This is a genomic window from Streptosporangium sp. NPDC050284 (assembly GCF_044459525.1).
In the GTDB taxonomy this organism is placed as follows: Bacteria; Actinomycetota; Actinomycetes; order Streptosporangiales; family Streptosporangiaceae; genus Streptosporangium.
Genome location: NZ_JBITIZ010000011.1, coordinates 45,591 through 58,751, shown reverse-complemented (window position 1 = coordinate 58,751; position 13,161 = coordinate 45,591). Strand labels below are relative to the sequence as shown.

Sequence of the window (13,161 nt, the reverse complement as noted above, 5' to 3'; positions counted from 1 at the left end):
TCATCGCCAAGCGACGGTTTCGGGGTGGCAGACGGGTAGCAGCGCCACCGCCTGACCACTTTCGGTCGACCGGCTCCCCGGCACCACAGCTTGGCTGAGTCCGGAGGAGTCGTAACGGTAGGTGTCCCACTTCGTCCGGTCCCGGCCTGGCCCGATGGTCGTCGGCAGCCGGAGCGGTGTCCCTCCGGAGACTCCGGCGTCCTCGGGAACGATCGCGGACCGCAGCGCGCCAGGATCGGGGGTGAGGGTCACTGTGCGCAGTGAAATTCCTACGAGATCTTGGCTGCGGCCCAGGCGCAGTGGCCATACCGGGCGGCGTAGCCTACGCAACCAGACCTCTGGATCATCGGGAAGCCACACCGTCAGGACAGCTGTGGCCAGGAACTCGCGATCCCGTGGTGTGGGGGAGGCTTTCTTTCCGGAGGCATCCAACGGGTGGTAGGTCTCGTAGTCGACATTTTTCCCGGCAGACCGGAACGCCATCGCGAACTGCAAACCCGGGTCCACGGCGTCCCACCCGCCAGCGGCACCGGCCAGCAGCCCTCCGACGGTCGCCGGAGGAGGACACGGCAGGGTGACCTGTACACCCGCGTAGAGGGGATTGCGGAAGGAGGCGACTGGCGCGGTGAACGTCGCCTCCAGCGCGGTGGTGTCCGTGATGGTCATGCCGCAGGGTCCTCGAACCAGCTGTCGTGGTCTCCTTGGCGGATTTCTTTCGCGAGGCCGGTCAGCATGGCACGAGGGTGTGCGATGGTCACCTTTCCGGCCTCGATGAGGTCCTTGAGTTCCCGCTCCGTCTTCTCTCGCTGATCTCCGAGAAAACCTGGGGCCCACCCGACGCGGATCGGCCCGTCCAACTCGTCGTCCCAGGCGTTGATCTCCTCACGCAGCACGTCCGGATCGAAGACGGGCTTGGCATCGCGGGCGCCCACCACCCGCGTGAACGGGTTGACTCCGCCCTTCATGGGCGCCAGCAGAACCAGAGCGGGAGTACGGTCGCCGTAGTGCAACGACTGCTTGGCGCCGCCGCGTAGCTTCGCCAACGTCTCCAGCATGACCGCGACCCGGCGGCGGCGTTCTTCCTGGGGAAGGCGCAGCGCTTCGGTGCGCCGAAGAACCGTACGCGTGGAGCCTTCCGTCTCGGCCTCCTGCGCGGCGGCCGGGCTGAGCGCTACCCGTAGCCCGCTTCCGTCGGTCTCGAACACGCCTACGCGGGGGACGTCCAGCAGGATGTCGGCGGCCAGGACCGCGCTGTAGAGCTCATGCTGGTGGATGACGGGATGCTCACCGGCCGGGAAATCCCGGCTCATCGTTCCGAAGTCCTCGGTGGGCCGCTGCGGTGTGAGGGAGACGAACGTCCCGGTCGCCAGCACGGTGTCGCGCTGGTAGTTCTGCTTGCTCACCGCGACCATGTAGCCGAAGAGGTCGTCGTCCAGGTAACGGTCCGGACGCCCCTCGGTGTGAGCCTGTTGCTTCTTGCCCGAACCCGAACGGGTCACTCCCGACCGGGGCTCCTCACGTGGCAGGGAGTCACGCAGCCAGCGGCGCACCGCCTGCGCCGAGACGTATGGATAGACATCCCGGCCAACCCGCAACTGCTTGGCCTTGCCAATGTTGTCCTCGCCCTCACCGTTGTTGGGTGCGCCTGCGACGATGTCGAGAACGATCTTTCCGGCCAGGTAGCTCACGGTTCTTCCTCCTCGTTGATGAACTTGGTGTCGGTGGCGTTCTCGATCTCTTCCAGGTCCTCCTCGGCCTTCTTCGACTTCCAGCCGAGTTCCGACAGCCTCTCCAGCACGCCGAACAGGAACACGTCACGGTGGAACCAGGCGGGGTTGTCCTGGCCGGGGCCGAACAGCAAGACGAACGCCCGCTCGGTCACCAAGGGGCCCTCGGCGTCCTTCGGCGGCTGAATCGCCCATTCCAGGCTGTTTTTGGTCAGCCAAGCCCGCATCTTGCGGGGATCGCGCATCGACGCGCGCAGGGCGTTCAGCTTTCCGCCGGTCTCCTGGTGGCTCAGCAGACCAGCGACCTTGTGTGCGGCCGTCCTGATCTCTTTAAGATCTTTTTCGTTCATCTGCATCACCTCGGTGACGAAGGAATAGAGCAAACCCGATGCGGAGATCGTCTGCTCACGGTTGTAGTCGGGAAGCGAGACGACCCGTCCCAGATGGCGGACCGTGGTGTTGAACAGTCGCGTCGGCTCACCGAAAGCGTTGCGGGCCAGCATCACGACTCCGGGTGAGTACGGCGTGACATGGGCCCGCACCAGGAATTTGAAGCCCGGCCTGCTCGCCGGCCGGAGAGTGCGGCGCAGCCATTCGGCGAGCGGCTGGTCAAGCGAATGGGTCTCCAGCGTCTGGCCACGGTTGTTGTTGTTGTACACCAGCAGCTCGACGCCGGCGGTGATCCGCTGCGCGTATCCCCTCAGCGCCCGCAGAGCCACCACCTCACGGACCTCCGCGTAGCCCTCGGCGACCTTTCCGGTCTCGGCAATGATCAGATTGCGGTCGACCTGACGTTGGATGGTCCTTCGCATGAACCCCGCGTCCCAGCTGTGCAACGCGTATGAGGCTCCGCCCGTGAGATGACTGCCGTAAGGAAGCGCGTGGAAACTCACCACGCACGGACGGCACAACGCCATCCCCTCATGCCCACGCGGAGTACTGTTGCGGTAGGCATTGCTCTCCGCGAGCGGGACATCAAGCTTCCCGAAGAACCCGATCGCCGGGCGCCCGCACAGAACGCAGTCGACATCCGGGCTAGCACCTTCTCCAGGAGCGTTTCGCCACTCCTCCACCCGCGCCTTGACGGCGGCATCCGACTTCTTGGCGTTACTCGGATGGTTCATCGGCGAGTTCGGGGTCAGGGAGAAGCTCGCCTTGAGCCAGAACCCCCTCGCGCTCTTGCTGTCCCGCACCAGAGCGGCGCGGACGGCATCCCGCGTCATGGTCTTGACGACCCGCTCAAAGTCATCGGCGGACAGCTCCTCCGGCTGGAGATCGCCGGCCAGTGCGGCCACAGCGTACGCTCCGACCCGCTGCAAGGGATGCGCTGTCAGCGCCAGCCGCTGAGTCAAACTGTCGCCGGTCATGCGATCACCCAGCCGAAGCCAGCGCTGTTGGCCTGTCCCAAACCCCAGCTCCACAGGGCCTGCAGCACCTCGGGGTCGGCGCTGACCGTCACTTCCACACAGGCGCCAGGCTTGCTCCCGCCCTTTCCCGTACTTCCCGCGACAGTGAAGGACCGTTTGGGGCCGACCCAAGTGACGCGTTCCAGCGTGACATCAGGATTCAGGCTCAGCGTCTCCGCTTTCCGGCGAAGGTTGCGCTCGAAGGCCAGATCCCAGCCTGGTTCTCCCGGCAACAACCAGTCCTGCCGCGTCTCACGCACTCCCGAGCTCCCGATCCCGGTCCCCTTCACCACCACAGGCGTGCTGGTTCGAAACACAGCCCCGCCAGAGGAGAACGTGGGCGCCTCCACCACGCGGACCGCATCGACGAAGAACGCCGTCGCGCCCCACGCAATGACCGGCATCCCGGCGAGCGCGGACCCGAAGGAATGCACGACTCTCGGCACCGGGCTCCCCAACTCCCACGTACCTGGACCCCCCAGGCTGTAGACCCCCCTGCGCCGCTCCGCCAGAGGGAAGACAGGAGCCGAATAGCCGAACGGGACCATTCCGTAGGGTTTCATCCCCTGCGCGTGTAGCTCGGTTCCCAGTTCGGGTGCTTCACGATCCAGCAGCGAGTACGCCAACGCCCTCCCCGGCCGCACTACCGACGACCAGGCCAGCTCCCGTGCCTCCGTGTGGACATCCAGTTGCACCCGCACCGTGCCCTCCCTAGTTGCCCAACAGGGCCAAGGCGGAAATGTCAGTGGTCGCTGAGACAGTGACCACTACGTACCTCTGTGTGAGGGCTCTTAAGGTAGCGCCGTATTCCAGGCGTGTCTACTTGAGATGGCTAAGACTAATCTCGATGCATGTTCGCAACTGCGACAAATAGCCCACAGGTGACGTTGCTACTATCGGGTGTAGCCGTTCCCTGGATCCGACGAGGTTCCCTGGGGTCGCAACAGATTGGTCCTCGCCATCCACGGCATGGGACTTCAACACTCATCGCCCCTCTGAGGGGCCATCGGAAGCAGCGGCCAGTAGCCTTAGGTCGCTGCTTCTTGACTTCCAAATAGCATCAGAATTTCAGCGACACTCCCGGGTCTCTTGCACAACCGAAGGTCTGCTGAAAATCAGGCCTGAAACTGGTTGATCGCACGGTAGATGACCTGCGGCTTTACTTTGGGGTCCTCATCGCCCCTGCGAGGGGTCACAACAGCTGTGGGAGCAGCTCAACCCCGACCGCGAGGGCGTGTCCTCATCGCCCCTGCGAGGGGTCACAACGCAATGTCTACACCGCCAGCGCCTACGTCTATGTGCCGTCCTCATCGCCCCTGCGAGGGGTCACAACTTGCCGGAGGAGCGGCACGCGGACATCGGCCGGCGGGGTCCTCATCGCCCCTGCGAGGGGTCACAACATGTTCCAGGCGATGTCGTTGGCGCCGGGGTGGAGGTCCTCATCGCCCCTGCGAGGGGTCACAACTCGTAGGGCTGCATCTGCTCGGCGGGGAACCGGCGAGTCCTCATCGCCCCTGCGAGGGGTCACAACTGGCCTGAGCACCAGCGCGCCGCTGGGAGCCGAGACGTCCTCATCGCCCCTGCGAGGGGTCACAACGCCTTGGCGCGGTAGGCGCGCATCACCTCATACAGCGGTCCTCATCGCCCCTGCGAGGGGTCACAACACCAGCCGGGCCCGGATCCGCGAGGTGTGCTCATAGTCCTCATCGCCCCTGCGAGGGGTCACAACGATGTCAGCGGCCTTAGTGTCGGTGCGCGTCCATGGCCAGGTCCTCATCGCCCCTGCGAGGGGTCACAACGCGGGGATCTCCACCCCGGCCGCCGCCGCCAGCACCCGTCCTCATCGCCCCTGCGAGGGGTCACAACGTCAGGACGGCGTCCTTCGGCGTCGGTTCGTGCCACGTCCTCATCGCCCCTGCGAGGGGTCACAACGAGCTGCGACGGACCATGCTGGACGCTGGGCTGGATGTCCTCATCGCCCCTGCGAGGGGTCACAACCGCAGCCACTCCGCGTAGGTGAGGCCGGTCTCCGGGGTCCTCATCGCCCCTGCGAGGGGTCACAACACATCCCGATGCCGGATCTGCCGCCGGAGCCCGATCGTCCTCATTGCCCCTGCGAGGGGTCACAACTTGCCGGGCTCGCGCCGAAAGACGAGCGCCCGACCAGTCCTCATCGCCCCTGCGAGGGGTCACAACCGCAACCTGGCGAAGGGAGACATGCGGGTTCCGTTCGGGTCCTCATCGCCCCTGCGAGGGGTCATAACTGGCTGTGAGGCTGTGGAGCCTGGAGGCACTGGTTTGGGCATCACCACGAGCTGGAGATGGCGACAATCGGCGGGGCGCATCGTGGGCGTGGCCGACCGGATCGGGTCCCTGGAGATCGGCAAGAGGGCGGACCTGGTGCTGCTGGATCTGATCGGCGCGCACCCCCCCGGGCAGTCGACGGCGTCGGCGCGCACCCTCGCCAGCGCGCGGAGACCACGGACGGCGGTCGGCGCGGGCGTTCTGACTGCGGTCGGGCCGTGTCGATCGGCTCGATGACGTCCTCGTCGGGGTCGCGGAGGTAGCGGTAGCGGATCTTGGCGGGTACGACTTTCAGCCGGTATTCCCACACACCGGAAATCGGGTGGTCGTTTCCGTCGTCGCTGGTCCTACGGTCACTCCAACCCACCGTCATGCCCCCGAGGCGGAGGGAAACATCCCAGCTGGAGGAAACCGTCGATGAACAAACAGGAATTCAAGGTCGTCGGCGCGTCGGCCGTCGGCACGGCGTTCGAGTGGTATGACTTCTTCCTATACGGCGCACTCATCCCCGTGATCGGCAGCAAGTTCTTCAGTGACTACGGCTCGTCGGCGCAGACCGTGTTCGCGCTGCTGACCTTCGCCGCAGGGTTCGTCGTCCGTCCGATCGGCGCGCTGGTGTTCGCGCGGATCACCGACCTGGTCGGCCGCAAGATCGTGTTCTTGATGACGCTGGTGCTGATGGGCGTCTCGACGGTCGCAGTCGGGCTGCTGCCCACCGCGGACGAGATCGGCATCCTGGCCCCGATCCTGCTGGTGACCTGCCGCATCCTGCAGGGACTCGCGGTCAGCGGCGAGTTCGGTGCCGCGGTCACCTACGTCTCCGAGTACGCCCCCGCGCGGCAGCGCGGCTTCTTCGTCGGCTGGCTCACCGGCACCACGGCGCTCGCCTTCAGCATGTCGCTGGGTGTGCAACTGCTGGTGCAGGCCATCGTGGGCGTGGAGGCCTTCGAGGCGTGGGGCTGGCGGGTGCCGTTCCTCATCTCCGTCGTGCCGCTCGCGCTTTCCGTGTGGATCCGCACCAAGCTGCACGAGAGCCCGCTGTTCCTGAAGATGAAGGAGGAGGGCACCCAGACCAAGGCGCCGCTGCGTGAGGCGTTCGGCTCGCGGGCGCGGGTGCGCATGGTGGCGATCGTGTTCGTGATGGCCGCGACGCAGTCGTTCATCGGCTACCTGTCCACCGTGTACATGGTGACCACGATGAAGACCTACCTCAAGGCCGACTCGTTCACGATCAACGCGATCTTCATGGTGGTCATGCTGATCGGGTTCTTCCTGTGCGTCCTCGCCTGCTGGGTGTCCGACCGGGTCGGGCGGCGCCCCGTGCTGTTCGCCGGGCTCGGGCTGGCCGCGTTGCTCACGTTCCCGGTCACCGGCGCCATCGTCTCGACCACGAACCCGGATCTCGCCCGGGCGCAGGAGAACGTGTCGGTCACCATCCAGGCCGACCCGGCCGAGTGTTCCTTCCAGTTCAATCCCGCGGGCACCGCCACCTTCACCTCCGACTGCGACCGGGCGCGGAACGTGCTCCAGAGCAACTCGGTCATCTTCGAGCGGCAGGACACCACCGGCCCCACCAAGGTCCTCGTGAACGACACCCAGGTCTCCGGCGGTCCGCGGCTGACGGACGACCTGTCGGCGGCGCTCAAGGCGGCCGGGTACCCGGCCGACGGATCGGGCGGCACGCTCAAGATCGCCAGTATCGGGGACTTCTTCGACGGGCCCGTCCTCACCGTCGCGCTGCTGCTCCTCGCACTGGTCGCGTTCGCGCAGATGGCCCAGGGGCCGGCCGCGACGGCGATGGCGGAGGTGTTCCCGACCAGGGTACGCGCCACCGCCCTCTCGATCCCCTACCAGCTCGGCGTCGGTGTGTTCGGCGGGCTGCTGCCGGCGACGATGGTCGCGATCGGGGCCGAGGTGGGCAGCATCACCACCGCCCTGTGGTATCCGGTCGGCGCGATGGCGCTGGGCCTGCTGATTCTGCTGTTCACCCTGCCGGAGACCAAGGGTGTGGACCTCGCCGAGGTGCGACTGGCCGGTGACACGGCCGAGGAAGCCGTCGCACGCAAGGAGGGCTGACCGTCCCATCCAGACCGGAGTCGCACGTAGGGACGGTCGACCGTTCCGTCCCGAGCAGAGCCGCACGTAAGGACGGTCGACCGTCCCATCCCGACCAGAAGGGAAGCCATCATGCCGATCATCGACATCTCACTGCTGACCGGCCGTACCGAGCCCGAACTGCGCGAGATGATCTCGGCCGTCCACGACGCGGTCGTGCGCAGTCTCGGGGTCCCGTCCGAGTCGGTGCGGGTCCTGGTGCGCGAGTTGCCGCCGACCCACTGGGCCGTGGACGGCGAGACGATCGCGGAGCGCAGGGCGCGCTCGTAGGGAACCGGAACGGGCCGGGGCCGACATCGGCCCCGGCCCGTTCCGCGTCGTCGCTGTCGCCGTCAGTCGCGGAAGTGCGTGCTGGTCCAGCCGCCGTCCACCGGGACGGTGAGGCCGGTGACGAACGCCGCCTCGTCGGATGCGAGGAACGCGACGACCCGTGCGACGTCGATCGGCTGCCCGACCCTGGGCAGCGGGCGCGACCGGGTCACCAGGTCGTCGAAGACGCCCGCGGCGATCTTCGCACGGGTGGCCGGGGTCTCGATCAGACCCGGCGCCACCGCGTTGACCCGGATGTCGCGCCGGCCGTACTCGGCGGCCATCTGGCGGGTGAGGCTGGAGACCGCGCCCTTGGCCGCCGAGTACGGCGCGGACCCGGCGACCCCGATCAGCGCGAACGCCGAGGACGTGTTGACGATCGCCCCGCCCGCGTTGCCGAACGCGATCACCGCGCGGCGGCTGAGCGCGAACGTCGTACCGAGGTTGGCACGCAGGAAGAACTCGAAGTCCTCGTCCGTGGTGTCGGCCGCCGAGCGGTCCCCGGCCTTGCCCGCGATGTTGGCGAGCACGTTCGGCGCGCCGATGGCCTCGGCGCAGTGGTCGAAGACCCGCTCCGCCGCGCCCGCCGCGGCGAGGTCGACGGCCAGCACGGCCACCTCGTCGCCCGCCGCGGCCACCTCGTCCCGCAGGTCCAGCAGGCCCTTCTCTTCGCGGTCCACGGCGAGCACCGCCGCGCCGCGGGCGGCGAAAAGCGCGGCGGTCGCGCGTCCGATACCCGACGCCGCCCCGGTGACGATCGCCGTCTTGCCGCGCAACTGCTCGTTCACGAATTTCCTCCCGAACCTTGATGTGCACCCGGTGTGCACCGGGCGTGATGCGCTCCGATCATGCGTGGTGGCACGGTGCCCGGCCACCTGCGGAGTTCCGCTCAATGAGAACCGGTCCTGGTCACCGGGCCTCCCGTCCGGTCAGCTCTGAGCCATGGACGTACGTGGACTACGGGTGACCTTCCCCGCCGAGGGGGTCGCGTTGCTGGAACTGGACCGGCCACACCGCCGGAACGCGCTGGACCGTACGCTGCTCGACGGGCTGCCCGAGGTGCTGCGCGAGCTGGACGGCGACACCGCCGTCCGGGTCCTGGTGGTGACCGGTCGCGGCGGCGCGTTCTGCGCGGGCGGCGACCTGGACGCGATCGGCGACCTGGGGAACGAGTCGCCGCAGGACGCGCGGGAGCGCATGACCCGCGAGTTCCGCATCGCCGAACTGCTGCTGGAGTTCCACGCGCCGACCGTCGCCGCCGTGGACGGTGCGGCCGTCGGCGCGGGGATGGCCCTCGCCCTCGCGTGCGACCTGCGGATCGGCTCGCCGGGCGCGGTGTTCGCCAGCCCGTTCATCAAGATGGCGCTGGTCCCCGACTTCGGCGTGTCGTGGCTGCTGGCGCGGGCGGTCGGCGCGGCGCGGGCGACGGAGCTGGCACTGTCCGGGCGGAAGGTCGCGGCGGAGGAGGCCGTGCGGATCGGCCTGCTCGACGTCGTCGTGGCCGACCCGCTCACGCAGGCGTTCGATCGCGCCGAGCAGCTCGCGGCGGCGCCGCCCGAGGCGGCGAGGGCGACCAAGCGCCTGATCGCCGCGGCGGTCGACGGCGGGTTCGCGGAGGCGGTCGACCGGGAGATCGACGAGCAGATCCGGGCGGTGCGCTCGCCCGAGTTCGGGCGGCGGTGGGCGGAGTGGTCGCGCGCGGTGCGTGGCCGCTGACCGTGTTTCACACCGGGTTTCCCACCGAGTGGAAAGCGCCCGTTGAGCGTGCGCCGGTCGCACGCCGAGAGTTTACGACACAGCGAGAAAGAGGAGGACCGGCAGTGGAATCGTTCGGGCACGTCATCGCGGGTGAGGAGATCGCCTCGGCCGACGGGACGACGTTCGAGTCCGTGGACCCGTGGACTCGGGAGCCGTGGGCCACGGTGGCTCTCGGCTCGGCCGGCGACGCCGGGCGAGCCGTACGCGCCGCGCGCTCGGCCTTCGACGAGGGCCCGTGGCCGCGGATGAGCTTCGCCGAGCGCGGCGCGATCATGCACCGCCTCGCCGACCTGGTGGAGAAGCACGTCGACGAGCTGGCGGCGGCCGACACCGCGGACATGGGCAAGCCGATCACCCAGACCGCGGGCCACGACGTCCCCCGCGCGGCGCGGAACTTCCGGTTCTTCGCCGACCACGCCCAGATCACCCCCGCCGAGACGTTCCCGATGCCGGCAGGGCATCACGCCTACACCCAGTACGATCCCGCGGGCGTGGTGGCCGCCATCGCGCCGTGGAACTTCCCGCTCATGATGGCGAGCTGGAAGGTCGCGCCCGCGCTGGCGTGGGGGAACACGGTCGTGCTCAAGCCCGCCGAGCAGTCGCCCGCCTCGGCCACCATCCTGGCCCGGCTGGCGATCGAGGCCGGCCTGCCGTCGGGCGTGCTCAACGTCGTCCACGGGTTCGGGCCGAATTCGGTGGGCCAGGCGCTGACCGAGTCGCCGCTGGTCGACCGGATCACCTTCACCGGCGAGTCCGCCACCGGCCGGCTGATCTCCAGGGCCGCGGCGGCCAACCTGACCCCGGTGAGCCTGGAACTGGGCGGCAAAGGCGCCAACATCGTCTTCGCCGACGCGGACCTCGACCAGGCGGTCGACTGGTCCATCCGGGCGATCTTCAGCAACAGCGGGCAGGTCTGCCTGGCCGGCAGCCGGCTGTATGTGCAGCGCGAGGTGTACGACGAGTTCCTGGCCAGGTTCACCGCCGCGGCCGACGCGCTCGTGCTCGGCGACCCGAAGGATCAGGCGACGCAGATCGGCCCGCTGTCCTCCCACGAGCACTTCACGAAGGTGGCCGGCTACCTCGACATCGCGACGGCGGCCGGCGCGCGGCTGCACACGGGCGGTCTGGGCGAGGGGTGGGCCGTGCGGCCGACCGTGGTGGTCGACGCGGGGCAGCGCGACCGGGTCACCCAGGAGGAGATCTTCGGGCCCGTCGTGGTCGTGCTCCCGTTCGACGACGAGGCGGAGGCGGTGACGGCGGCCAACGACACGCCGTACGGCCTGAACGCCATGCTGTTCACCCAGGACCTCTCCCGCGCCCACCGTGTCGCACGCGCGCTGCGGGTCGGCACCGTCTGGGCGAACTGCTTCTTCGTCAGAGACCTTCGCGCGCCTTTCGGCGGCGCGAAGAACTCCGGCGTCGGACGCGAGGGCGGCACGTACAGCCGGGAGTTCTTCACCGAACCCAAGGCCGTCATCATGGAGATCTCGTGACGGGGGCCGCCTCACCGCGACCCGCGCGTCCGACTCGCAAGGAGCAGACAATGACCGACATCCGAGCCGTCAGCACCCGCAACGCACCCACCGTGGGCTTCTCCACGGGTACGGCCGCACCGCTCTCCCAGGCGATCGTGCACGGCGACACCATCTACTGTTCGGGCACCGGGCCGCTTGACCCGGAGACCCGCACCGTCGTCTCCGACGACTTCGCCGAGCAGGTCAGGCAGACGCTCGTCAACCTGGTCGCGGTCGTCGAGGCGGCGGGCGGTAGCCGGGAGTCCATTCTCAAGTGCACCTGCTTCGTGCGGGACGTGGCGAACTTCCCGGTGTTCAACGCCGTCTACCGCGAGTTCTTCGAGGGCGCCCCGCACTTCCCCGCGCGGACCACGGTCGTCGCGACCCCGCACCGCACCGGCGTGCAGGTCGAGGTCGAGTGCGTCGCCGCCGTGATCCGACCATGACCGTGGTGCCCGACCTGGTCCTGCTCGGCGGCCGGGTGCACACGCTGGACGCGCGCGGCACGGTCGCCGAGGCGGTCGCGGTGACCGGTGGCCGGGTGTCCGCGGTCGGCTCGGGCGCCGACGTCGAACACCTGGCCGGCCCGTCCACCAGGGTGGTACGGCTCGCGGGCCGCACCGTGATCCCCGGGCTGATCGACTCGCACTGCCACTTCGAGAACGCGGGCATGGACGGGTACACCGTGTCGTTCGCGGGCGTCCGCACGCTGGACGCCGCACTGGACCGGATCGCCACCCTCGCGGCCACCCGCGAGCCCGGCGCATGGGTGCGGGGACAGCCGTGGAACCCGGCGCTCCAGCTCGCCGAGGGCCGTGGGCCCGACCGGCGCGAGCTGGACCGCGCGGCGGGCGGACGCCCGGTCTATCTGCCGGAGGGGCACGCCGCGACGGCCAGCACCGCCGCGCTGGAACGGGCCGGCATCGACCCGGAGGGGCACGACGGCAGGCTGGTCGAGGGCGCCATGCACACCGTCGCCCGGGTGGTACCGGCCTGGTCCCGCGAGGAGCGGGCCGCCCAGCTCGCCGTCGCCATGCGAGCGCTCAACCGGTGCGGCGTCACCTCGGTCGTGGCGGGCGCGCTACCGCCGGAAGACGTCGAGGCGGTGCGCGGGCTGGCCGTGGACGGACGGTCCACGCTCCGCGTGGCCGCGATGGTCACGCCGACCGGTGAGCTCAACCCGTCGGTCGAGATCGCGGACTGGGAGGCGGCGCTGGCCCTTGGCCCGCCCGCGCCCATTGGCAGGCACTACCTCACCCGGGGTATAAAGCTCCAGGTGGACGGTGGTATGACGCTCGGTACGGCGGCCACGCGCGAGCCGTACCGCTCCCGTCCCGGCTATCACGGCGAGCTGATCGCCGACCGGGACCGGCTCGCCGAGCTGGTCGGCGCGGCGCACCGCGCGGGCTGGCCGGTCGGCACGCACGTGGTGGGCGACGCCGCGATCGACGTCGCGCTCGATGTCTATGCGGCCACCCGGCATCGGGGCCTCCTGCCGGACGTGCTCATCCACGCCAGCCTGATCCAGCCCGACCAGATCGCCCGCGCCCGTGCGCTGGGCGTCCAGGTGGCCGCGCAGATCCCGTTCCTGTGGCGCAACCGGGCGGCCATCACCGGTCACCTCGGTGACGCCCGCACCGAGGCCGCCGTGCCGCTGCGCGACCTCGTGGACGGCCTCGGGCTCGACGGTGTCGCGGCCGGCACCGACTATCCGATCAACGCCCTCGACCCGTTCCAGAACATCTACGCCATGACGACCAGGCGAGACGCGGCCGACGACGTCGTGGGGCGCGCGCAGGCGGTCACCCGGGCGGAGGCCCTGCGCCTTTACACCACGTCCGGCGCCGCGCACACCGGGGAGCAGGAGGTGAAGGGCCGGCTCACCGTGGGCGCGCTCGCCGACCTGGCCGTGCTCGGCGCCGACCCGCTCACCGCGCCCGACGACCAACTCCGCGCGACCGAGGTCCTGATGACCGTCGTCGGCGGCCAGATCGTGTACGACACCGGCCTGCTCGGCTGAGCAGCACA

11 protein-coding genes and 1 CRISPR repeat array are annotated in these 13,161 nt (G+C 69.1%); of the genes, 6 read left to right on the top strand and 5 right to left on the bottom strand.

All coding sequences use genetic code 11. The annotated features are described in order from the left end of the window. The 4 genes from cas5 to ACIBH4_RS24955 are packed head-to-tail and all read right to left on the bottom strand — an operon-like array spanning position 1 to position 3,834. Positions 1–666 (bottom strand): CRISPR-associated protein Cas5, encoded by a 666-nt coding sequence (cas5, locus tag ACIBH4_RS24970; protein ID WP_362517464.1) that lies wholly within the window; start codon positions 664–666, stop codon positions 1–3. Then, positions 663–1,688 (bottom strand): type I-B CRISPR-associated protein Cas7/Cst2/DevR, encoded by a 1,026-nt coding sequence (gene cas7i, locus ACIBH4_RS24965; protein ID WP_362517461.1) that lies wholly within the window; start codon positions 1,686–1,688, stop codon positions 663–665. Before cas7i ends, cas5 begins: the two co-directional genes overlap by 4 nt. Beyond that, positions 1,685–3,094 (bottom strand): hypothetical protein, encoded by a 1,410-nt coding sequence (locus ACIBH4_RS24960; RefSeq protein WP_362517458.1) that lies wholly within the window; start codon positions 3,092–3,094, stop codon positions 1,685–1,687. The genes cas7i and ACIBH4_RS24960 overlap by 4 nt, the downstream gene beginning before the upstream one ends. Then, positions 3,091–3,834, bottom strand: a complete 744-nt coding sequence (locus ACIBH4_RS24955; protein WP_362517455.1) for a CRISPR-associated endoribonuclease Cas6 — start codon at positions 3,832–3,834, stop codon at positions 3,091–3,093. The genes ACIBH4_RS24960 and ACIBH4_RS24955 overlap by 4 nt, the downstream gene beginning before the upstream one ends. A 468-nt stretch (positions 3,835–4,302) precedes the next feature. Then, a CRISPR array of direct repeats spans positions 4,303–5,397; the repeat unit is 30 nt; unit sequence GTCCTCATCGCCCCTGCGAGGGGTCACAAC. A 457-nt stretch (positions 5,398–5,854) separates the two neighbouring features. Between ACIBH4_RS24955 and ACIBH4_RS24950 the strand changes: the two genes are divergently transcribed. After that, a complete protein-coding gene (locus ACIBH4_RS24950) occupies positions 5,855–7,513 on the top strand; it encodes an MFS transporter (protein ID WP_362766499.1) in 1,659 nt (552 codons plus the stop codon). A 111-nt stretch (positions 7,514–7,624) separates the two neighbouring features. After that, the gene (locus ACIBH4_RS24945; protein WP_344749865.1) at positions 7,625–7,822 is read left to right on the top strand and encodes a 4-oxalocrotonate tautomerase family protein; all 198 of its coding nucleotides are present in this window, start codon (positions 7,625–7,627) and stop codon (positions 7,820–7,822) included. Between the two features lie 62 nt (positions 7,823–7,884). Here ACIBH4_RS24945 and ACIBH4_RS24940 read toward each other — a convergent pair whose 3' ends face one another. Beyond that, positions 7,885–8,649 (bottom strand): SDR family NAD(P)-dependent oxidoreductase, encoded by a 765-nt coding sequence (locus tag ACIBH4_RS24940; protein WP_362766497.1) that lies wholly within the window; start codon positions 8,647–8,649, stop codon positions 7,885–7,887. A gap of 154 nt (positions 8,650–8,803) precedes the next feature. Between ACIBH4_RS24940 and ACIBH4_RS24935 the strand changes: the two genes are divergently transcribed. The 4 genes from ACIBH4_RS24935 to ACIBH4_RS24920 all read left to right on the top strand — a co-directional run bounded on the left by ACIBH4_RS24935 (position 8,804) and on the right by ACIBH4_RS24920 (position 13,153). Next, entirely contained in the window at positions 8,804–9,577 is a 774-nt protein-coding gene (locus ACIBH4_RS24935; RefSeq protein ID WP_362517445.1) for an enoyl-CoA hydratase-related protein, read from the top strand. Positions 9,578–9,681: 104 nt separating this feature from the next. After that, positions 9,682–11,112: an aldehyde dehydrogenase gene (locus ACIBH4_RS24930; RefSeq protein WP_362766494.1), complete on the top strand. Its 1,431-nt coding sequence runs from the start codon at positions 9,682–9,684 to the stop codon at positions 11,110–11,112. Between the two features lie 50 nt (positions 11,113–11,162). Then, positions 11,163–11,579 (top strand): RidA family protein, encoded by a 417-nt coding sequence (locus tag ACIBH4_RS24925; protein ID WP_362766491.1) that lies wholly within the window; start codon positions 11,163–11,165, stop codon positions 11,577–11,579. Then, positions 11,576–13,153, top strand: coding sequence for an amidohydrolase (locus tag ACIBH4_RS24920; protein WP_362766488.1), 1,578 nt, complete (start codon positions 11,576–11,578; stop codon positions 13,151–13,153). Before ACIBH4_RS24925 ends, ACIBH4_RS24920 begins: the two co-directional genes overlap by 4 nt. Positions 13,154–13,161 lie beyond the last annotated feature (8 nt).

Coding starts and splice junctions, on each gene's coding strand:
- cas5 (WP_362517464.1), bottom strand. CDS start 666: ATGACCATCACGGACACCACCGCGCTGGAGGCGACGTTCACCGCGCCA.
- ACIBH4_RS24960 (WP_362517458.1), bottom strand. CDS start 3,094: ATGACCGGCGACAGTTTGACTCAGCGGCTGGCGCTGACAGCGCATCCC.
- ACIBH4_RS24950 (WP_362766499.1), top strand. CDS start 5,855: ATGAACAAACAGGAATTCAAGGTCGTCGGCGCGTCGGCCGTCGGCACG.
- ACIBH4_RS24945 (WP_344749865.1), top strand. CDS start 7,625: ATGCCGATCATCGACATCTCACTGCTGACCGGCCGTACCGAGCCCGAA.
- ACIBH4_RS24935 (WP_362517445.1), top strand. CDS start 8,804: ATGGACGTACGTGGACTACGGGTGACCTTCCCCGCCGAGGGGGTCGCG.
- ACIBH4_RS24925 (WP_362766491.1), top strand. CDS start 11,163: ATGACCGACATCCGAGCCGTCAGCACCCGCAACGCACCCACCGTGGGC.
- ACIBH4_RS24920 (WP_362766488.1), top strand. CDS start 11,576: ATGACCGTGGTGCCCGACCTGGTCCTGCTCGGCGGCCGGGTGCACACG.